The sequence below is a fragment of the Clostridium sp. genome (assembly GCF_036660475.1).
Classification (GTDB): domain Bacteria; phylum Bacillota; class Clostridia; order Clostridiales; family Clostridiaceae; genus Clostridium_J.
The window spans coordinates 1-20,355 of sequence record NZ_JAVXAO010000013.1 but is presented as its reverse complement, the minus strand read 5'-3'; the positions used below and the strand labels follow the sequence as shown (position 1 = coordinate 20,355).

Sequence of the window (20,355 nt, the reverse complement as noted above, 5' to 3'; positions counted from 1 at the left end):
CTGTAATTTAAACTAGGGGGAAAGAATATGGAAGAGATAAAAATACTTGTTGTCGAGGATGAAGAACCTATAAGAAAATTAATATGTAAAATATTATCATCTCAGGAAATGCAGGTTTATCAAGCAGAAAATGGGAGTCAATGTCTTGAAATGTTGGATAATCATAAATATGATTTAATTATACTAGACATTTTAATGGAGGATATTTCTGGATATGATGTAGCTAAAATTATTAGGGAACAAGATATTATGGTTCCAATAATATTTTTAAGTGGTAAAAGGGAAGATGAAGATATAATAAAGGGTTTAGATAGTGGGGCAGATAGTTATATAACGAAACCGTTTAGTCCAACAGTTCTTTGTGCCCAAGTAAAATCTCAAATAAAGAGAAAGCGTGAGATTATAAAAGAGGAAGTTAAAAGTGAGGTTATAAATCATAAACCATTTAAATTTGATTTAAGGAGTTATAAGTTTTATAAGAATGATATAGAGATTAAACTATCATCAAAGGAGACTAAGTTGATTAAATTCTTCATGGAGAATCCCAATAAAGTATTTTCAAAGGATCAACTTTATCAAAATGTATGGAGTGAAAAAGTAAGTGATGATAATAGTATTATGGTGTATATAAAATACTTAAGAAATAAAATAGAAGAGGTGCCTAATAAACCTAAACATATAAAAACTCTATGGGGAGTTGGGTATGAATTTCATGTGGAATAAAATCTCTATTGATAAAAAGAAAATAAGAATTATTTTATGTATTTTCTTAATATTAATATATATTCTAGGAACATATTTCGTTTATGATGAATATAGAGACACTATTATTGCAAAGCAACAAGAAAATATGCTAGGAATCACTAGGTCTATTTGTCGAAGTATAGATTTATACATTAATAGTATAGTTGATAGTATGGAGGCAATTGTAGGAGATAAAGATTTTATTGATGGAATTTCTCAAATGGCTAAAGGTGTTGAAAGTAAAAAAGTTACAGATGAGTTTGAATCCTATTATATATCAAAGGGTGAAATTGTTGATAGGGTTTACTTCATAGATGATGAAGGAGATATGTTGATAAAGTATCCAAGTCATAGTGGAGATATATACAGTCAAAATAGTTATGACATAAATATTGCATTGAATACGAAGAAAACTCATGTTGGACGAGCTCATTTGGATGAAGACTCAAGTATGTTTATCCTAAATATATATCAACCTGTATTTGAGGAAGAAAAATTTAAGGGAGTCATAGCAGTCTCTTTAAGTCTTGATGTTATATATGATATATTAGTTGCTCCGGCAAAGGTAGGAGAAAAAGGATATGTAATGATAAAAGATCAGGATGGTATCATAATAATGCACCCTGTAAAAGAGCAGGTTGGAATGGATGTTATTGAGACAAGAAAAGAAGTGTTTCCAGGACTGGAGTACCAAGAACTTGAACGTTTAGTGAAGAATCAATTAACGGGTAAGGAAGGTACAGAAATTTATCATTCATATTGGTGGGGAGATAATGTTTTAAAGAAAACTAAAAAGTTAAATGCATATACACCAGTAAAATTTGGGGATTATTTTTGGGTGGTAGCGTTAACTACTTCTTATGGCGAAATTGCAGCACCAATAAATAAATTTTTAATGAAAATAATAGGTAGTTCTATTATAGTAGCTATAGTTATAGCTATGTTCCTAGCGGCATTATTAAGTATGAAAAAAAATAAAGAAGACCTTGAGAAGGAGACTAACTATCTAAAGAAGTTAAATGAAAGCTCGGAAAAGTTAAGAAAGCAGGAAGCTGAGATATACCATTCTCATAAACTAAAGATGATTGGTACCCTTGCAGGAGGTATAGCACATGATATAAATAATCTGTTGACTCCAATCCTAGGATATTCAGAATTATTGCTTATGCGATTTCCAAAAGGGAGTGAATCATATCAGGATATTGAAGAAATATTTAAGGCTTCACAAAAGGGGAAAGAAATGATTCAGCAGATGTTAGTATTTGCAAGGAATGATAATAACATAATTAAGGTGGAGTCAATTAATATAAATAACTCACTTAGAGAGGCAATAAGAATGTTAAAGGTATTGTTGCCTAAGAATATACTAATTGAAGAAAAAATTAAAGAAAATTGTGGATTCATTCATATAAACTACTCACAGATTCATCAAGTGATATTTAATTTATGCATAAATGCTTATCAATCGATAAAGGATAATAGAGGAACTATTGAAATATCTTTAGATAATGTAATGGGTATATTGGCAAATAAAATAAATAATACGCTTTCAGTTAATAAAAATTATTTAGAACTTACTATAAAAGATTCTGGATGTGGAATGGATGAGGAAACTAAAAGAAGAATATTTGAACCTTTTTTTACAACTAAAATTATAGGTGACGGAACGGGACTAGGGTTATTTGTTGTGCAAAGTATTGTAGATGAATATGAAGGTATAATAATGGTTGAAAGTGAACAAGGACAAGGTAGTACTTTTAAAGTTTATTTGCCTTTAGATGATAATCATAATAATATTATGATTGAGGATAAAGTTACATCAACTGATATAAATCATAAAATTAAAAGAATACTAATTGTGGATGACAATGAAAAAGTTATTAAGGTGCTGAAAAAAGGTTTGCAACATCTAGGATATATAGTAGTTACGCAAACAGATCCAAGTAAGGCTTTGAAGATTTTTAGCGATGAGTATAGTAAATTTGATTTAGTAATAACTGATTATATTATGCCTAATATTAAAGGGAATCAATTGGCTAAAGAGGTAAGAAATATTAGAAATGATATTCCTATAATTCTAATAACGGGGTATATGGATAGTAAGGAAGTGGAGTATATTAATGCATATGTTTCTAAACCTATAGAGCTTGCAAATTTAGCTAAAGTAATTAAAGAATTAAAGTAGAAGCAAAAATCACTAAATTATTAATAAATAAGTTTAGTGATTTTTTTATATTTTGTAGTAATAGAGAAAAATATGTGTTGTAAATTTATGGATAACAGAAATTTAACCTATTAACATTTATTAAAAAACAACAAATTTTAAATTTTAAGAATATATTAAAGATATTTTAAGATTATTTTAAGATTATTAAAATAATTAAAAAAATTCTGAAAATGTTCTTGAAATATTAAATTTCTGTGTATATAATGTAATTAAGTTAGCTAACCGCAATAAATATTAATTCAAAATTCGAGGGGGTTTTTAATATGTTAGCCATTTTAGGTTATGGAATGGTAATCACGTTTATGGTACTTATCATGAGTAAGAAGATGACAGCATTTACATCACTTATTACAGTACCGATAGTTTTTGGTCTTTTGGGGGGATTCGGGTTAGATTTAGGTCAGTTTGCCATGACAGGTGTTAAAAGTGTGGCATCCACAGCAACTATGTTATTATTTGCAATACTTTTCTTTGGTATAATGATAAGTGCTGGATTATTCGATCCATTAGTTAAAGCAACATTAAAGTTTGTTAAAGGGGACCCATTAAAGGTTCTTGTAGGAACAGCAATATTGGCAGCAGTAGTATCTTTAGATGGAGACGGTTCAACAACAACAATGATTTGTTGTACAGCATTAATACCAGTTTATAAAAAGCTAAATATGAAAATGATGCATTTAGCAGCAATAATTATAATGCAAAACTCAATTATGAACCTTATACCTTGGGGGGGACCAACAGCTCGTGTTATGGCGGTTTTAAACCTTGATGGGGGAGCATTATTTAGACCATTAATACCAGGTATGATTTTAGGCGTACTTTATGTAATCGGTGTAGCTTACTACCTAGGATTAAAAGAGCGTAAGAGATTAGGGGTTAACAACAGTTCAGCTGTAATTGATGAAATGGCAGCGACTTTAAGTGAAGAAGAATTAGAACTTAAAAGACCAAAACTTATATGGATTAACCTTATATTAACAGTTGCAGTTGTTACTATATTAATCAGCGGAAAAGTTCCATCAGCAATAATATTTGAAGTGGGTACTGCAATAGCACTTCTTATCAACTATCCTAAGTTAAAGACTCAAAGAGAAATAATAGAAGCAAATGCTGGAGCAGCAATGCAAGTTTTAGTTATGGTTCTTGCTGCAGGAGTATTCATGGGAATATTAACAGAATCAAAAATGGCAGAAGCTATAGCTCAAAACTTAATGTCAGTAGTTCCAGATTCAATGGGATCACACTTTGGATTAATAACAGCTATAATTAGTATACCAGGAACATTCTTCTTATCTAATGATGCATTCTACTTTGGAGTTCTTCCAGTACTTGCACAAACAGGTGCACAGTTTGGATTTACAAGTTTACAAATAGGTGTAGCTTCATTACTAGGACAAGCGTTCCACTTACTAAGTCCACTAGTTGCATTCATATACTTACTACTTCAATTAACTGGAGTAGATATGGGAGAATGGCAAAGATACGTTGCTAAATGGGCAATTGGTATATTTGTAATATTCGTACTAGCTGCAGCAGCTATTGGAGTTCTTCCTCTATAATTAAAATAATATAATAGATGTAGAAAAGGGGAACCCTGAATTTCAGGGTTCTTTTTTATGGATTAATTATTAACTTGCAAAATATTAAAAGTTATTATACTGAAATACATGTGAATATAATAAGGAAAATGAAAAATTTAATTGAATAGACAAAGCATTCGAAATGAAAATTAAAGGCTTTTTATGATATGGAAATTTAATATGGTTTTATACTGGTAGTTCAAGAGTAAACAAAAGTAATAGTATATGCTTATATTGACAATAAATATTCCATATGATATTGTAAACAAGTATTAAATTTATATGAATAAAAAACAATAATAAGGAGTGTCAATAATGCAAGATACGAAGGTTAAAATCGTGGTAGCAGATCCATCAGCTTTAGGGTTATTTGGATTAGCAATGGTTACATTAGTAGCATCATCTCAAAAATTAGGATTAACATCAGGAGTCTCTCTGGTTTTACCATGGGCAATATTTTTAGGTGCAACGGCTCAATTATTTGCATGTATTAATGATTTTAAACATGATAATACATTTGGAGCAACAGCATTTGGAGCTTATGCATTCTTTTGGTATGCAATAGGGTTTACATGGTTAATACAAAACGGTGTGTTTGGAGCGACATTAGCATCAACAGTTGACATAAATCAATTAGGATTTGCATATTTAGGGTACTTAATATTTACACTGTTTATGACAATAGGGGCTATGGAAACTCACAAGGTTTTATTTACGATATTTGTATTGATAGATTTTCTATTCATAGGATTAACTTTATCAACATTTGGAATTGCATACCATGCAACTCACATGTTAGCGGGATATGCAGAACTTGCAATAGCAATAGTTTCATTCTACGGTTCTGCAGCATCAGTACTTAATAATCACTTTGGAAGAGTATTCCTACCAGTAGGAAAACCATTTGGGATATTTAAAAAGTAAGATTATAAGATTTGAAAAAGTGATGAGGATTCATCACTTTTTTTATGCTTAAAAATATGTTCATAAAAAATCGTTACTATTAAAATAATGGGGCGAATTTTAGGGGGAGTATATTCTAAGGCACTATACAAATTAAATTGAAAAAATAAAGCTGTATAAACATTTAAATTATACATAAACTAAAGTTATAGCATTTAAAGTCTATAATATTTAAAATTATTAATCAATGTTAATAGTGTAATAAAAAATAGAATAATTTCATGCAACTATTAGGAGGGAAAATTTATGTTTGGTATTTCATTAGTGGAATGGTTGGGGTACTTAGCATCGGTGTTAATTGCTATATCTATGTTTATGAAGAATATTGAAAAGCTTAGATTTATAAATTTAATAGGATGCCTTTTATTTGCAATATATGGATTTATTATAGGCGCATATCCTGTTGCCATTCTTAATACTTTAATAGTATTTGTTAACTTATACTATTTATATGGGCTGTTTAATGAAAATTCATCTAGAAAAATGAAATAATCATAGTTTGAAATATTGTTATATTTTTATGAAGTAAATAATTAAAATTAGAATTGAAATCAGTGGTTATTTTTAATTAACCACTGATTTATTAATATATATTCCTAGTTTTCTTCAAGTGATATTAGTTGTGATTTTAAGATAAGGAAGAAAGTGATAATACCTATGCTAATCATAATATGACCAATGCCTGCAAAGCCGGAAATAGAGGCATTAATTGCGGAGGATGGAGTGATTTCTAAAGTTTGTAGAATGCCACGACCTAAAAACATTAAACAGCTTACAATCATACCGATATTATAAATGTAAAAAAAGAAATTGAATTTATTATTCTTTGAAATTTTAAATTGCTTGTCCAACAATGCTACAACTAATAGGAATAACATTCCTAATATAAATAGATGAACGTGTAAAATTGAAAGAGATGTTTTCCCAGTAAAGCCATTAAATTTTGTGAATTCACGGAAAAATACTCCTGCAATCATAGCTGTAATTGCATATATAAATGATGTATTAATTAATTTTTTCATAATAATTCTCCTTACATAATAATTGTTATTACACTATAAATATTATCAGTATAATTATTATATGTCAAATTTTTATTACTTTAATTTATCAATTTTATTTAGAAGATTCATTGTCTCCTTGGGACATCTCTTTTTCAAGAACAAAAGTCATAAGTATTCGTATAAGAAAAATACCACCTAAAAATATAAGTTCATTTAAGCTTTGAACAAGTACGGTTTTTAGGATTTCAGCAGCCATCTTAAACTCTAAGGCCATAATCATAGTATTTGCAAATTGATGCTTAACTGGATAATGATCTTTTATAAGTTTAGTTTTAACATAATGATAAAAGGCTGTAAAGGCACCCATTGTTAAAACTATTACACCCATAATTTCAAATATGTGAATTAGGATTGGAAGATAGTTTATTAAAATTTCTTCAAGCATAATAGTACTCCTATAAAAATATTTTATTTATATAAGTATTATTAACAACTTCGTTGATAAATATAAGAAGAGATGAATCAAAATTATTTGACACATCCCTTCTTATATAAATGTTATCCCATTAATAAGTCTAAAATGTTTTCACCTGTACTGGTAGTTCCTTTGAATAACTCAGTGTATCCACATTTCTTACAGCTAATTGTTATGAATTTTTTATTCTGAACATCAAATATTTTTGAGAGGGTACCTCCAGTTGCTTGAAATTGGTCATGTTCATATTGGTCACAACCACATTTTACACATTTATAGTTTGTCATATCAAAACCTCCATTTAATATAAGTGACACTCCAAACTTGTGATTTGGACTACTCGTTAAACTATTTTAAAAATGAGTTTCCATAATCTGCTCCAAAGTTATAATTTGGACAGTGGAACTTATTAATTCGACTGTTTTTAAGAAGGGTGTCCATAAGTATATTATAACTTAAAAAAGATAAGATGAATCTTAATAAATAGTGAATGTTTATAAAAGAATAATTAATTTACAAATTATATATATATTAGCAGGCTGATTTATAAAATTTATCAAGTTAGAGATATGTATGAAATGTAAAAGCTTAACGGTAGATAATATTTTTGCGTTCATATTAAGTTTACATTCAATTGATTTACAGATAATGTGAAGTGTAGTATATTTAATCAGAGAGTTTGATAAAATAGGAAAAGTAATTTTAGGAGGATGTACAATGATGGAAAAAGGTGAAAATCTAAAAGTGGACAATGAAAATGAAGAGGAACTAATGCATGTTCCAACAGAAGTAAAAGAAACTGAGGATGTGCAGCAAGTAATAGATTCATATATAGAAGAAGAGGATATTATGGTGGGACAAGAAAGTGAAGTTGTAGAAATAAAAAATCCTGGATTCTTTTCAAAGCTAGGGGCAAACGTAATAGATCAAGCTATAGGGTTAGCAGTTAGTTTTATACTACTATATGTATTTAATATTATAATAGGATTTATTGGATATAGAGTTGGAGACAAAGTAGCAGTATTTTTAGTTATATATGTATTATTTAATGTTTTATATGGAATTATATTAGAAAATACTAAATCTAGAAAAACAATAGGGAAAGCAATTGTAAAATTATAATTTAAAGAGTTCAAAGGCCATTTTGGTACTTTGAACTCTTTTTAATTTACAAGTAAAACATATAACTATAAATAAGTGAAACATTAATTATATAAACATACATATATATTCTTTATATGAAAAATGAGGTATAATAAGCATTAAAGTCATAATAAGTATTAATTGTAAAAATAATTATACATTGTGGAATATTTTAAAATTAACTTTAATGTACGAATAGAAATTTTCATAAAGCTATATGAATAAATATGCAATATGGATCATTCTAAAATATGAATAAAATGGTTTAATAGGAGTTTTATGAATGAAATACATGAGATATTAGAAGGGGTATATAAGAATGGACAAAGTAATAGTGACAGGAGCAGTAAGATATATTTTGAAGATACAGAGGAATCAATATCAAAGTGTGTGAAAGAGTTTACAATGTAAGGTTTAAAAATTTTAAATGTGAAATACAGGAAGGAGTTAATATGGGGAATTATCCGAATTATAGAATAACAGTTGAGGTAATAATTATTCATGAGAATAAGATATTGATAACTAAAAGAGCAGATGATTGTGTGGTTGCACCAGGAGTATGGAGTGTGCCAGCAGGTAAAGTTAAGTACGAAGAAATTCCAATTGAAGCGTTATATAGAGAAGCTAAGGAGGAAACAAATTTGAATGTGGAGTTAATTAAAGAATTAAATGTGAGGGCATTCAAATCAAGAAGTACAATAGAAGATATATATAGAACTGTTTACACTTACTTAGTTAAATCTAAAAATAATGACTTAACGGATTTTACAATAAACGAAGAACATTCAGAATATGCATGGGTAACTAAACAAGAGCTATTGAATGAAAGGTTTAATTCATTACATAAAAATTTAAAAAGTATATTATTATCAGTGTGTGATGAGTATATAAAATAGTATTAATATAATGGATCACAGGGGGGATACATAGTGTCTAAGGGTAAAAGGAGAGTAATAATGTTTTTAGCTATTTTCATACAATTATTGGTGTTTATGATTTTAACTAAAATAACAGATAGTATAATTTTAACTATAATAATTCTAGCAGCATTTGCAGGGATAATTACTGTTGCGTTAGAAAACTTATTTATGAAGGTAATTTCTAATATAAACAGTAATTTAGAGAACATAAACAACAACAATTTGACATTTTCAATTAAAAAGAGCTCAAATAAGGTTTTTAATGGAATTTGGGGACAAGTTGAAAAGCTGTTAGGTGGTTTAAAAATAAGTTTAAGGCAACAAGTTAAGGTGGCTTTAGATATAAATAAAGAAATTGGCAATTTAAATAATGTAGTTAAAGAAGCAAAGCAATCTATAGATTATATTAGTGATACTTCAAATAAAGTTTCTAATAGTAGTAGAGAGCAATATGATATGATGAAAAATATAAAGTCTAATGTTAAGAATATAGTTGAATCTATAAATGTTATGACAAATAATATGGATAATACAGTTAAGGTTACAGAGAAATCCATTGACATGGCTAGAATAGGCATTGAGGATACAGATATTATTAAAGGGGTAATAAATAGTATTAATGCGTCTTTAACGCAAAATGTAGCAGGTATAGATGTTTTAAATAATAAAGTGAATGAAGTAGTAAATTTGGTTGATTTGATTGATAATATTTCAAAGCAAACTAATTTATTAGCATTAAATGCATCAATTGAGGCTGCAAGAGCAGGAGAACATGGAAGAGGATTTTCTGTGGTAGCTACTGAAGTGGGAAAATTGGCAAATGAAACTAATAAGTTAGCAAAAGAAATTGAGTCTGTGGTAAATGATTTAAATGAAGAAATAAAAGAAATTGTTATGGACATATATAAGCAAAAAGAATATGTCGAAGATGGAAGTAAAACAATTGAAGACACTATTAAAAGATTTAGTGAAATTGATAGTTTGCTAATAATTTGTTCAGATAAGATAAAATTATCGGATAATGAATTAAAAAATATTAATAACAATGGTGAAGAAATATTAAGTTTGACTGAGCAAATAACAGAGTTTAGCAAAGAGTTTACAGAGGAAATACAACAAATATCTAATGAAATTCAAAAGGAAGATGCAATTATATCTAGCATATATAGCATAAGTGGAAAATTAGAGGAAAGCTCTGGTAATTTACAAGAATATGTGGCAAGTAAAGCTATGGAAGGGAAAATGCTTAAGGAAGTTCACATTATAAAAAATAGGATTAAGATGGAAACGGTAAGTAATCAATTTTTAGAGGTGTTAGTAAAAGATTTGGGAATTGATGTGATTTATATAACTAAGCCTGATGGTGAGGTTCAGTATTGTAATGAACGTGAAACCATAGGATTAAATTTAAGGAAAGTTGATGCTATATATGAAAATTTAAGTCGAGATCCTTATGTAGTAACAAAGATAAAGGAACGGGTAGAAGATGGGAGGTTATTTAAATTTTTAGCTATAGAGGATGAAAAAAATAAAATTATACAAATTGGAATGTCAGTAGAATCGTTATTGAACTTTTAAATGCTTTTAGTAAATACAGAAAATATAATTAGCAACACAGTCTACATATATAATAAAATTGTATTAGAATCGATAAACTTAAAATTATAAAAATGGATTTGAACCCTAATATTACCAGGGTTCTTTTTGTGCATGGATATATTTTAATTTATAGCCAAATATATCTATTGGCTGTGATTAAATAAGCAATCTAAAATGTTGGGAGTAAAGGGGTTAGGTAGTAACCTAAGGGGAAATATTAAAATTATAACAAGTTAGTATCATGAGGAGATATTATGAAAATATGTATTAATATAAATGTTGAGGGGGAATTCTACTAATAAAAAGTCACTAGTTTTGTGTTATAAATAAAGAACAACACAAATTAAAAGGAGTGATACTAATGAAAAAGCAGTTTATTACACTTATGATATGTGGTGCATTGGCAAGTACCGCATTAGTGGGAGTGACAATCCAAAATGGAGAAGAGTGGGCGAAGAATATAGATAAAATCCTAAGTGATGAGAGTGAAAACTTAGAAAATAAAACTGGGTTAACAGAAGAAACCACTTCGAATGAAACTGATTTAACAAAGGAAAAAGATGAAAATAAACAAGGTAATAATGAAGGTAAAGAAAACGAAGTAGTAGTCGATGAAAAAAGTGGACATGCACCAAGTGAAGATACTTCAAGCGGAAATGCCACTGGCTATGGATTGGAATCTTATGATAGAGAAATCGTTAGCAATAATGATAATTTAACTGAAGATGTACCAGAAACTAATAAGCCATCAACTCCAACTGAAAAACCATCAGCACCGATAATACCATCAGTAACAACACCTAATAATGGTGGTGATTTTTCATCTCAAGTAGAGCAGTTGATTTTTAATAAAGTAAATCAAGAAAGATCTAAAGCTGGAGTGCCTCAGTTAAGCTACAGCGGTTTAATGGAGAAATATGCAAGGATTAAATCAAAAGATATGGGTGATAGAAATTACTTTGATCACAAAAATCCAGAAGGACAACTTATAACTACTAAGATGGATAATGATGGTGTTACGTATAGGGCCTGGGGCGAAAATATAGCTTATATAGGCGGAGTATCGGATTTAAATGCACTTGCAGATCAATTCATGACAAATTGGATGAATTCACAGGGGCATAGAGAAAATATATTATCGACTAACTTTGAAAGCATAGGCGTAGGTGTTTATAAATCAGGAAATAAATACTATGCTACCCAAGAATTCTATAAATAATGGAAACAACGGATAATAAAACTTATTTTTATATACAGTCAAAGGAGTAAGTTTCACTAGCCAAATATAAAATTTGGAGTGTCGCTTAAATTGTAAAGGTTGTGTCACAAGGGATTAAAAGTGTATTGTGACACAACCTTATCTATTTCAACTAATATTTAGTTAACTGCATTAAAAATTGAAAAATTTTCATATTTAAACATGCAATTGACTATAGAAATTATTTATGGTAAATTATACTTATAAATTAAAAAAATTGAAATTCAGGAAGGGGTTAATGAGATGTTAATTAGAATCAATTGTTAATTAGAGTTCAAGAGAGTAGAAGTTTTAAAATTAAATAAAAGTGATATTTTAAATTTCTGCAAAATAGAATATTTAATCTTTAAGGAAGTTTTATCTATGGTATAGGTTTTTTGTGATACTTCTTTTTAGGACAATTGAAACGAAATCAATCTTATTAAGCTATTTTTGAGTTTTACGTTAAGGCACCTTTAAAAAATAAATAAGCTAGTATCAAGGCTATTTTGAGTTATTATTTATTTTTAGATGCCTAATATTATAAACGCAGGTAATTAATTTACTTTAGTAAATGATATAACTATGTTAGTTTATAATAATATAATTTAATATATATTTGTGCATAAATAGAATAGAGGCTTATTTTGATATGTAAAAATTCAGAATAAATATCTATATTTATCAGTGCATAGTTATGTAATATTATTTATGAGTAAAATAAAAGTGTTAGTTTAGGCTATAAGAAAGATATTCTTTCTTATAGCCTTTTAATTTTGCTAAAAGGGTTGATTGCAAGGGGGCAAGGAATGAAAATGATTTTAAATGTGAGAAGATTCATATAAATTTATTGTAGGTATAGGTGGAGGGAATATTATGGATGAAATTATATATAGAAAATTAGAAGTAAATCAATGTGAACTTATAAAAGGAATGAATCCAGCTCAGTATATAGGTAAAGCATGGAGAGACGTTGAAGGGAAACGTCAGCTAGTGGACATTAATTATGAGGACTTAGATTTTCCTAATGGTTATGGAAATCACTTAAATAATTTAAAGAAAACCATTTTAGATGGTGGAATTGCTATTGGGGCGTTTGATGGTAGCAATAAGTTAATTGGATTTGTAACTATCAATAGGGAATTCTTTGGAGAAAAATTCAAATATATTTTGTTAGATCAGCTTTTTATTAGCTTAGAGAATAGAAATAAGGGAGTAGGCAAAAAATTATTCATTGAGGCTACAGAAGAAGTAAGAAAATGGAGAGCAGACAGAATTTATATCTGTGCAGGATCAGCAGAGGAAACAATTGCATTTTATTTTGCACTAGGTTGTAGAGAGGCAGAGGAAGTAAATAAAGAGTTATATGAAAGTGATACAAGAGACTTTCAATTAGAATTTGTACTTTGAAAAATAAAGAAAGAAGAGGTGTATAAAGTGTATAATGAAAAAATATTAAGTCCAAGATTATTAAAACTTGAAGAGGATATAAATGCTAGAAAAGCTAATGTAATGGATGAATTCTGGAAAGAAATTGAGGAGATAGGTGCTCCAATTATTGAGGATATTGAAGGTGATGATGAAAATTCATTGGTAACTATAGTTTGGAAGCAGGACAGAGAAATAGATAATATATTTGTTTTTAGTGAAGCATTTGGAGGTTGGATGTTTGGTGAGGGTGATAAGAAAACAAACTTATATAGGCTAGATAATAGTGATTTGTGGTATAGAAGTACTATTTTATCGAAGGAAGCTCGTTGTTTATATATATTGGTTACAAATGTAGATGAGGAATATGAATGGAAGGCTGATAATGTCATATTAGACCCTTTAAATTCTAAAACTTATGAAGCACCTATAGATGATGAAAACCCAGAAGAATGTTCATTACTTGCACCTATTGAAAATATAATTGAGATGCCTAAAGCTGAGGAGAAGATATGGGTAAAAGAAAGATTAGATAATAAAGTTGGAAGAATTGAAAAAATTAAATTTATACCTAAAGCTGATATAAAAGAAAGAAGTATTTGGATTTATACTCCTTATGGATATGAAAGTAGTAAGGACGATAATAATTTAATTGTGTTTACAGATGGATGGGATTATGTGAATTCAGTAGAAGCTCCCAAAGTATTGGACAATCTTATAGGAGATAAGCATATACCACCTACTTGTGCTGTGTTTATTGAAAATTCAGAGAGACGGTGTGAAGAATTAATTGGTGGTAATGAATTCCTACAATTTGTGGTAGAAGAAGTAATGAATTGGACAATAGAAAACTATAGAATAACAAGAAGTCCAGAAAGAACAATAATTGCAGGGCTTAGTTTAGGTGGTCAGTTTGCAGCTTATACAGCACTTAAACATTCTAATGTATTTGGGAAAGTTTTATCACAATCAGGTGCTTTTGCATGGTATCTAGATGATAAGGGAGAAATGAAGATTAATGAGGATGGTAGTTCAATATTGTCAAAACAATACAAGGATACAGAGAAATTACCTATAGATTTCTATTTTAACATTGGGAGTTTAGAAACTTTTACAAAAGGTCATTTAAAGGCAAATGATAATATGATATCTACATTAATTAATAAGGGGTATTATGTAACTTCTGAAACATTTGTAGGAGCTCATATTTATTACGACTGGCAGGATAATTTAGCTAATGGAATAAAGGCTTTATTTACAAATAAGAAATAGATTTAGAATAATATTTTAAATTATAAATTGAAAGGGGGAGCAAGAGAGATATACACATAATGAGTATAGTCTCTCTTGCTAAAAAAATTATGAAATATGAAATTTGGTCAAAAGATGTGATGAGTTATGAATTGGTGGAGGGGTACAAATTAGAAAGGGCAGAACAACAAGAGTTTGCTGATTATTATGCAGTTTATTTTCAAATGAAAAATGCTGATGGATGGTTTAAAAAAAGCTATAGAATAATGAAAACTATAGTTGGTGAGGAAGATGAATATTTCTGGATTATTAAGGATGATGTTAAGGTAGGTGGAATTTTAATCGAGCCTAATTCAATAGCTGAATTATTTATGATACCACCTTATTCACAGATTGATTCATTACTAGAAAAATTAAAAGAAATCTTAGTTTTTTGGTCGGATACCACAAAAGCCATAATAGCAGATGTAATAGAGCCATCTTTAGTTGAAAATTATGAGAAAATAGGATTTGAAAAAGTAGATAGTGGTAGATGGATGATAAGGCCTACAGAAAAGTTCAATATTACTTGGGAAGAATGTTTTTATATAGTAGCTCCTAAAAGAGAAGATGAATTAGAAATAGGAAAGTTAATACATGAGGCTTTTGAGAATAATTTAAATCTTAATAAAAGTTATAGCTTGAATGAATATACTGCATGGGTAAAGGAATATTTTGATGACTATTTAGACATAGAAATATTAAATGAAGCATCAACTCTTGTATATGACAAGGCTACTAATGAATTAGTAGGTGTTTGCTATATATCAATTTGGCAAGAATGGCCACTTGTATCTCAAATAGCCGTTAAACCAAGCTATGAAGGTAAAGGCATAGGAACAAAAATGATTAAAAAGGCACTAACGGTTTTGAGAGAAGAATACCCAGTAGTTAGGTTATATGTAGATATAGGAAATCAGGCAGAAAAAGTTTATTATAATATGGGGTTTTTAAAGGGAGTTGAACTAACACAAATGAAGCTTTTTCTCTAGATATTATTAGTACTGTAAAGAATTAAGTTTTACTAATAAAATTATAGAGTTGAAGTATTATTTAGGGAACGTTAAATGGTAATAAATAGAGGGGTGATAAAATGAGCGAAAATTATGAAATAGAGGAAATGGGAAGCTTTTTTAATACTAGAGCTGGAGGATATGACAAGCATATGGGAGATACAGTTAATTCTTTTGAAGAGTACTATAAATTAGTATCATCAACTATGGAGTATACTGAAGATCCCATTGAAATACTTGATTTGGGGTGTGGTACAGGTTTTGAAATAGAAGGGATACTTAGTAAGGCTCCAAATGCAAATATAACTTGTATAGATTTATCAGAAGAAATGTTAAAAGTTCTTAAGGTGAAATATAAAAATAAGTTAAATCAGATAAATATAATTGTAGATTCTTATTTAGATTATGACTTCGGCATTAATAAATATAGGTATATATTTGGGGTAATGACTATGCATCACTTTTTATATGATGAAAAACTAGCTCTGTATAAAAAAATAAGGACAGCCTTATTAAAGGAAGGTGGAAGTTATATAGAAGGCGATTATGTTGTAACCAAGTATTATGAAAAAAAGTGGCTTAAACGAAGAGAAGAATTACTGAAGGAATATGGTGATGAAAAAATTAAACTCTATCATATAGATATTCCATTTTCGATAAATACTCAAAAAAGGCTTTTTAGAGAAGCTGGATTTAATAGGGAATTTAATATTATATTTCAACAAGGTGAGCATTTCATTTATGAAGTGAAACAAGGCATCTTGAAAAAAGGGAGTGATATAGATGATAAATATTAGAGAAGAGATAATTTTACTTATGAAGGAATCTTTTATTAAAGATGATAAAGTTTATGCTCTATGGCTAGAAGGCTCTGATGGTCTTAATAAGTCTGATGAGTTTTCAGATATAGATTTTTGGTTTGATGTGAAGGATGGCTATGAAGAGGAAATTTTAAATAAATCCATTGCGATATTGGAAACTATTTCAAAAGCAGACTTTATTGAACATTATAATCATCCACATCCACAAATATTTCAAAAGAATATACATCTAGAAGGAACATCTGAATTTTTGATGATTGATATTTGTGCTCAAAGTCACAGTAGAGGAAGTGAAGGGTGTACTTTTGTAGAAGGAGATATTGCGGAATATCCACTAATATTATTTGATAAGGAAAATGTTATAAATATCATTGAATCATCTGAAGAGGATGAGAAAAGTGTTATAGATACTTATAAGTTATGCATTTCAAGATATGAGCAACGTTCTAGGTTAATTAAATATATTAGAAGAGAAAAATATCTTGAAGCTTTTGCATATTATGAAAAATACGTATGTAAGCCTATAGTTACGTTATTCCGTCTTATATATACTCCAAGGCATTCTGAATATGGACTTGTACACATATCGGACCATTTGCCAAAGGATGTAGTAAAAAGAATAGAAGATTTATATAAAGTTAAAGCGTTAATAGATATAGAAAAAAATTTAGCACTGGCAGATGAAATGTTTAAGTATGGTCAAGAATTATTGAGGAGTAAGACTCAAAAGATAGGTTGATAAATAATAATCATATGGGATAAAGGGGGTATAATTATGAACAAATTTGGTATACAGTATTTAGGTGGATCACCAGAAGGGTCTTCAGAAAACACTAAATATGTTAAAGGTTCAATGGAGGATTGCAATCAGGTTAAAGATGTTCTTAGGAAATTTCAGCAAGGATATACTGAAAGGGATTTAGGTAAAGTTGATTATTTCACTGAAGAGCTTTTTTTAGACAGAGAGGATACATCAATTTTAGGTACTTCAACTGGAGAAATGCTTTTAGGTATTGATAAAGTGAAGGAATTACTTAAGGGTGATTGGGAATATTGGGGAGATTTAAATATAGACTGTGAAAATCCTAATATATCTATTGATGGTGATGTTGCATGGATTTCAACTAAGGGGTCTGTGAAATACACTTTTGAGGACACTCCAGAAAGATATGATAGTTATGTTGATTTTATAAGAGATAAAGCTAATGATACTGAGCTTACACCAAAGGAAAGAATTACATTTATCAATTGGGTTTTAACTTTAAATTATCATCAACGAGAGGAAACTAAGAGAGAATATTTATGGCCAATGGGTTTAAGTGGGGTTCTATTAAAAACTGAAGGTAAATGGAGAATTTCTCATCTGCACTTTTCTATAGTGAAATCTAATTTCCCAGATGAACGTTTTGAGAGTTCAAAAGAATTTATAGATAGCTATAGTGAGCAAAAAACTATTATGGGTGAATATAAAAATAATCAAATCACATGGGAGATAGGAAGATTTATAAAGAATTTTGAAATTGAAGTTGTAGGAAAAGAAGGTATTTCAGAGGAAATAGTGAATAAATACTTTGGAACGGATAGCATGCCTTATGTTATTGGTACAGAAAATCAGTGGCATTATGGTATTGAGCAAATTAGGAAGTTTTTCACTGAAAGTGATATGTGTAATCTTTCACTAGATGTAGAACATGTTATTGGGGCTGAATCAGGTAAAATCACTTGGGTGACAGTTACAGGACTGTTAAAACAAACTTTCACAGAAGAAGAACTTATTAAGCGGTCTTTAGATGAGTTAGGAAATTTGTTTCAGTCTCACAGCACATCAAAGGAAAAGTTATTTGCGGCACAAAGGAGTATAGCATATGTATTAAAGGAATGTGCCACAGGTTCAAATTATACTTGTCCAATAAGAATGACAGCAGTAATTACAAATGGCGAAGATGGGCCAGTTTTCAAATGTATACACTTTTCATTTCCATTCTATTGGATATTTGAAGGCAAAATAGATGGGATTCAAATAAAAGATAGGCAATAATAAACTCATTTGACTAGGCATCTTAAAAAAATAAATAGGTCAGTATCTGTTGATACTTCATCTATTATTTATTTTCAGATGCCTAAATAACAATAGAAAAGGGGTATTTAACATGGAGAGATCATTGGAAAAAAGCAAGATAATAATAAATTTAGAGGAGGAAATTAAAAAAGGTAATATTGGGGCTTTACAAGAATTTTGGGCCAAAATAGAAACAGAAGGAACTCCGATAATTGAGGAAATTAAGGGGGATAATAAGAATGGATTAGTAACATTTGTTCTTAATGGGGATGAAGGAACTGAAAATGTATTATTCCTACCTCCACTTAACAGGATAGATTTAGAAAAAAATAAGATGGATAGATTATTAGAAACTAACTTATGGTATATAAGTTATAAGGTTAGAAATGATATTAGATTCAGATATGATATGACAATTAATGATACCTTTGATGATGATTGGACAGCTAGGCAGGCTAAACTAATCTATGATAAACTGAATAGAAACAAATTGATTTTTAAAGAAGATGGAGAAGAAGATGAAATAGTATCTTATGTGGTAATGCCAAAAGCAGAGGAATATTTATGGATTAAAGAGAGAAGTCATGTTCCAAAGGGGATAGTCTACGAACATAGTCTTGAAAGTGAAAAGCTTGAGGATACTCGTAGAATTAGGGTTTACACACCACATAATTATGATAAAGAGGCTAAACCTTACGGATTTTTACTATTAACAGATGGTAATGAGTATCTTAATATTCTTTCAGCTCCAACAGTATTAGATAATTTAATAGCTGATAAAAAGATACCACCTATAGTTGTAATATTTATAGATTCCACTAAAACTAGATATGAAGAATTAACTTGCAGTGATGATTTTGGGCATGTAATAGCTGAAGATTTAATTCCATGGGTTAGAGAAAACTATAATATTTCAAGTAATCCTGAGGAAGGAATAATTGGAGGGTTAAGTCTTGGCGGACTTACAGCATCATATCTAGGTCTGAAACATTCAGAAGTTTTTGGAAATGTATTATCACAGTCAGGTTCTTATTGGTATAAACCAGATGGTTATGAAGGCACAGAAAGTGATTGTTGGATGAGTACACAGTTTGAAGCTATAGATAAACTACCACTTAAGTTTTATTTAAATATTGGTATAGTTGAAAATAAGGATAAAATGATTGATACAAATATAAATCTAAGAGATTTACTAATTTCTAAAGGTTATCAAGTTGATTTTGAATACTTCAAAGGTGGACATGATTATCTATCTTGGGGAGAAACTTTGGCAAATGGACTTATCTCATTAATTGGATATAATAATGATGCTAAGTGCAACGATTAATGTAGATATTAATATCAAGTGATTCTTATATTTAGATTGTAGACTCCTTAAGAGGAATACCTCACTTCATCTAAATGGTATAAGAACTTATCGACGGTCGTGCCAGCTAGTATCTCCACTTAAAGAAGATGGGGGTGTTACAACGGCTATATATCACATTAAAGTTTTTAGTTAGAAAGAAATTATTAAATCAAGAAATATAACAGAAAAATTAATTTTTAAATTGTGTTAAAAGAGTTCAAAGACCACTTTATGGTGCTTTGAACTCTTTTTTTAAGGCATCTGAAAATAAATAATAAGTCAAAGATGTGAAGAATATTTTGGGTTAGACAAGGAAACAGGTTCCGCATATAGCATAGCTATCTAAGGGTTCTGTTGATGAAGTATAACACAAAATAGTCGAATATACTGACTTATTTATTTTTGAAGATGTCTAAGATAAAAAAATTAGTAATAACTTTTCCTAAAGCTAAAATGGACCCCTTGTCAAGGACACAATAAAAAAAGGGGTTAAGCAACACTTAA

General features: G+C 29.2%; 20 protein-coding genes. 17 read left to right on the top strand and 3 right to left on the bottom strand.

The features are described 5' to 3' along the window. Positions 1-27: 27 nt before the first annotated feature. From RSA29_RS15555 to RSA29_RS15535, 5 genes are all read left to right on the top strand, one after another. Positions 28-723 carry a response regulator transcription factor gene (locus RSA29_RS15555; RefSeq protein ID WP_346944118.1) on the top strand — a complete coding sequence of 232 codons (696 nt, stop codon included), beginning with the start codon at positions 28-30 and terminating at the stop codon, positions 721-723. Further along, entirely contained in the window at positions 704-2,929 is a 2,226-nt protein-coding gene (locus RSA29_RS15550) for an ATP-binding protein (RefSeq protein ID WP_346944119.1), read from the top strand. Before RSA29_RS15555 ends, RSA29_RS15550 begins: the two co-directional genes overlap by 20 nt. 305 nt (positions 2,930-3,234) lie before the next feature. Further along, on the top strand, positions 3,235-4,530 hold the full coding sequence (locus RSA29_RS15545) for a citrate:proton symporter (RefSeq protein ID WP_346944120.1): 1,296 nt from the start codon (positions 3,235-3,237) through the stop codon (positions 4,528-4,530). Positions 4,531-4,866: 336 nt separating this feature from the next. Continuing rightward, the gene (locus RSA29_RS15540; protein ID WP_346934282.1) at positions 4,867-5,475 is read left to right on the top strand and encodes an acetate uptake transporter; all 609 of its coding nucleotides are present in this window, start codon (positions 4,867-4,869) and stop codon (positions 5,473-5,475) included. 285 nt (positions 5,476-5,760) lie between these two features. Next, positions 5,761-6,006, top strand: coding sequence for a YgjV family protein (locus RSA29_RS15535; RefSeq protein WP_346944121.1), 246 nt, complete (start codon positions 5,761-5,763; stop codon positions 6,004-6,006). Between the two features lie 104 nt (positions 6,007-6,110). Here RSA29_RS15535 and RSA29_RS15530 read toward each other — a convergent pair whose 3' ends face one another. From RSA29_RS15530 to RSA29_RS15520, 3 genes are all read right to left on the bottom strand, one after another. Continuing rightward, a complete protein-coding gene (locus RSA29_RS15530) occupies positions 6,111-6,536 on the bottom strand; it encodes a DUF2871 domain-containing protein (protein WP_346944122.1) in 426 nt (141 codons plus the stop codon). A 94-nt stretch (positions 6,537-6,630) separates the two neighbouring features. Beyond that, complete coding sequence (locus tag RSA29_RS15525; protein ID WP_346944123.1) at positions 6,631-6,963, bottom strand: DUF1622 domain-containing protein; 333 nt, start codon at positions 6,961-6,963, stop codon at positions 6,631-6,633. Between the two features lie 113 nt (positions 6,964-7,076). Further along, positions 7,077-7,280, bottom strand: coding sequence for a zinc ribbon domain-containing protein (locus RSA29_RS15520; protein ID WP_346934286.1), 204 nt, complete (start codon positions 7,278-7,280; stop codon positions 7,077-7,079). A gap of 430 nt (positions 7,281-7,710) precedes the next feature. On the opposite strand from RSA29_RS15520, the gene RSA29_RS15515 reads away from it, so the two are divergent. The 12 genes from RSA29_RS15515 (at position 7,711) to RSA29_RS15460 (ending at position 19,830) form a co-directional block, all read left to right on the top strand. Continuing rightward, complete coding sequence (locus RSA29_RS15515; protein WP_346944124.1) at positions 7,711-8,115, top strand: hypothetical protein; 405 nt, start codon at positions 7,711-7,713, stop codon at positions 8,113-8,115. Positions 8,116-8,415: 300 nt separating this feature from the next. Beyond that, positions 8,416-8,547, top strand: a complete 132-nt coding sequence (locus tag RSA29_RS15510) for a hypothetical protein (RefSeq protein ID WP_346944125.1) — start codon at positions 8,416-8,418, stop codon at positions 8,545-8,547. A 41-nt stretch (positions 8,548-8,588) separates the two neighbouring features. Next, complete coding sequence (locus RSA29_RS15505) at positions 8,589-9,032, top strand: NUDIX domain-containing protein (protein ID WP_346944126.1); 444 nt, start codon at positions 8,589-8,591, stop codon at positions 9,030-9,032. A 33-nt stretch (positions 9,033-9,065) separates the two neighbouring features. Then, positions 9,066-10,634, top strand: a complete 1,569-nt coding sequence (locus tag RSA29_RS15500) for a methyl-accepting chemotaxis protein (RefSeq protein ID WP_346944127.1) — start codon at positions 9,066-9,068, stop codon at positions 10,632-10,634. 382 nt (positions 10,635-11,016) lie between these two features. Beyond that, entirely contained in the window at positions 11,017-11,874 is an 858-nt protein-coding gene (locus tag RSA29_RS15495; RefSeq protein WP_346944128.1) for a CAP domain-containing protein, read from the top strand. An 894-nt stretch (positions 11,875-12,768) separates the two neighbouring features. Continuing rightward, positions 12,769-13,302 carry a GNAT family N-acetyltransferase gene (locus RSA29_RS15490; RefSeq protein WP_346944129.1) on the top strand — a complete coding sequence of 178 codons (534 nt, stop codon included), beginning with the start codon at positions 12,769-12,771 and terminating at the stop codon, positions 13,300-13,302. Positions 13,303-13,329: 27 nt separating this feature from the next. Then, complete coding sequence (locus RSA29_RS15485) at positions 13,330-14,592, top strand: alpha/beta hydrolase-fold protein (RefSeq protein ID WP_346944130.1); 1,263 nt, start codon at positions 13,330-13,332, stop codon at positions 14,590-14,592. Positions 14,593-14,651: 59 nt separating this feature from the next. After that, a complete protein-coding gene (locus RSA29_RS15480; RefSeq protein WP_346944131.1) occupies positions 14,652-15,602 on the top strand; it encodes a GNAT family N-acetyltransferase in 951 nt (316 codons plus the stop codon). A 101-nt stretch (positions 15,603-15,703) separates the two neighbouring features. Continuing rightward, the gene (locus tag RSA29_RS15475; protein WP_346944132.1) at positions 15,704-16,420 is read left to right on the top strand and encodes a class I SAM-dependent methyltransferase; all 717 of its coding nucleotides are present in this window, start codon (positions 15,704-15,706) and stop codon (positions 16,418-16,420) included. Beyond that, positions 16,407-17,183: a hypothetical protein gene (locus RSA29_RS15470; RefSeq protein ID WP_346944133.1), complete on the top strand. Its 777-nt coding sequence runs from the start codon at positions 16,407-16,409 to the stop codon at positions 17,181-17,183. The genes RSA29_RS15475 and RSA29_RS15470 overlap by 14 nt, the downstream gene beginning before the upstream one ends. 36 nt (positions 17,184-17,219) lie before the next feature. Continuing rightward, positions 17,220-18,482, top strand: coding sequence for a nuclear transport factor 2 family protein (locus tag RSA29_RS15465; RefSeq protein WP_346944134.1), 1,263 nt, complete (start codon positions 17,220-17,222; stop codon positions 18,480-18,482). A gap of 112 nt (positions 18,483-18,594) precedes the next feature. After that, on the top strand, positions 18,595-19,830 hold the full coding sequence (locus RSA29_RS15460; RefSeq protein WP_346944135.1) for an alpha/beta hydrolase-fold protein: 1,236 nt from the start codon (positions 18,595-18,597) through the stop codon (positions 19,828-19,830). The last annotated feature ends 525 nt before the right edge of the window (positions 19,831-20,355 follow it).

Coding starts and splice junctions, on each gene's coding strand:
- RSA29_RS15460 (WP_346944135.1), top strand. CDS start 18,595: ATGGAGAGATCATTGGAAAAAAGCAAGATAATAATAAATTTAGAGGAG.
- RSA29_RS15540 (WP_346934282.1), top strand. CDS start 4,867: ATGCAAGATACGAAGGTTAAAATCGTGGTAGCAGATCCATCAGCTTTA.
- RSA29_RS15470 (WP_346944133.1), top strand. CDS start 16,407: ATGATAAATATTAGAGAAGAGATAATTTTACTTATGAAGGAATCTTTT.
- RSA29_RS15525 (WP_346944123.1), bottom strand. CDS start 6,963: ATGCTTGAAGAAATTTTAATAAACTATCTTCCAATCCTAATTCACATA.
- RSA29_RS15475 (WP_346944132.1), top strand. CDS start 15,704: ATGAGCGAAAATTATGAAATAGAGGAAATGGGAAGCTTTTTTAATACT.
- RSA29_RS15515 (WP_346944124.1), top strand. CDS start 7,711: ATGATGGAAAAAGGTGAAAATCTAAAAGTGGACAATGAAAATGAAGAG.
- RSA29_RS15530 (WP_346944122.1), bottom strand. CDS start 6,536: ATGAAAAAATTAATTAATACATCATTTATATATGCAATTACAGCTATG.
- RSA29_RS15510 (WP_346944125.1), top strand. CDS start 8,416: ATGAATGAAATACATGAGATATTAGAAGGGGTATATAAGAATGGACAA.
- RSA29_RS15505 (WP_346944126.1), top strand. CDS start 8,589: ATGGGGAATTATCCGAATTATAGAATAACAGTTGAGGTAATAATTATT.
- RSA29_RS15545 (WP_346944120.1), top strand. CDS start 3,235: ATGTTAGCCATTTTAGGTTATGGAATGGTAATCACGTTTATGGTACTT.
- RSA29_RS15490 (WP_346944129.1), top strand. CDS start 12,769: ATGGATGAAATTATATATAGAAAATTAGAAGTAAATCAATGTGAACTT.
- RSA29_RS15550 (WP_346944119.1), top strand. CDS start 704: ATGAATTTCATGTGGAATAAAATCTCTATTGATAAAAAGAAAATAAGA.
- RSA29_RS15480 (WP_346944131.1), top strand. CDS start 14,652: ATGAGTATAGTCTCTCTTGCTAAAAAAATTATGAAATATGAAATTTGG.
- RSA29_RS15555 (WP_346944118.1), top strand. CDS start 28: ATGGAAGAGATAAAAATACTTGTTGTCGAGGATGAAGAACCTATAAGA.
- RSA29_RS15535 (WP_346944121.1), top strand. CDS start 5,761: ATGTTTGGTATTTCATTAGTGGAATGGTTGGGGTACTTAGCATCGGTG.
- RSA29_RS15495 (WP_346944128.1), top strand. CDS start 11,017: ATGAAAAAGCAGTTTATTACACTTATGATATGTGGTGCATTGGCAAGT.
- RSA29_RS15465 (WP_346944134.1), top strand. CDS start 17,220: ATGAACAAATTTGGTATACAGTATTTAGGTGGATCACCAGAAGGGTCT.
- RSA29_RS15520 (WP_346934286.1), bottom strand. CDS start 7,280: ATGACAAACTATAAATGTGTAAAATGTGGTTGTGACCAATATGAACAT.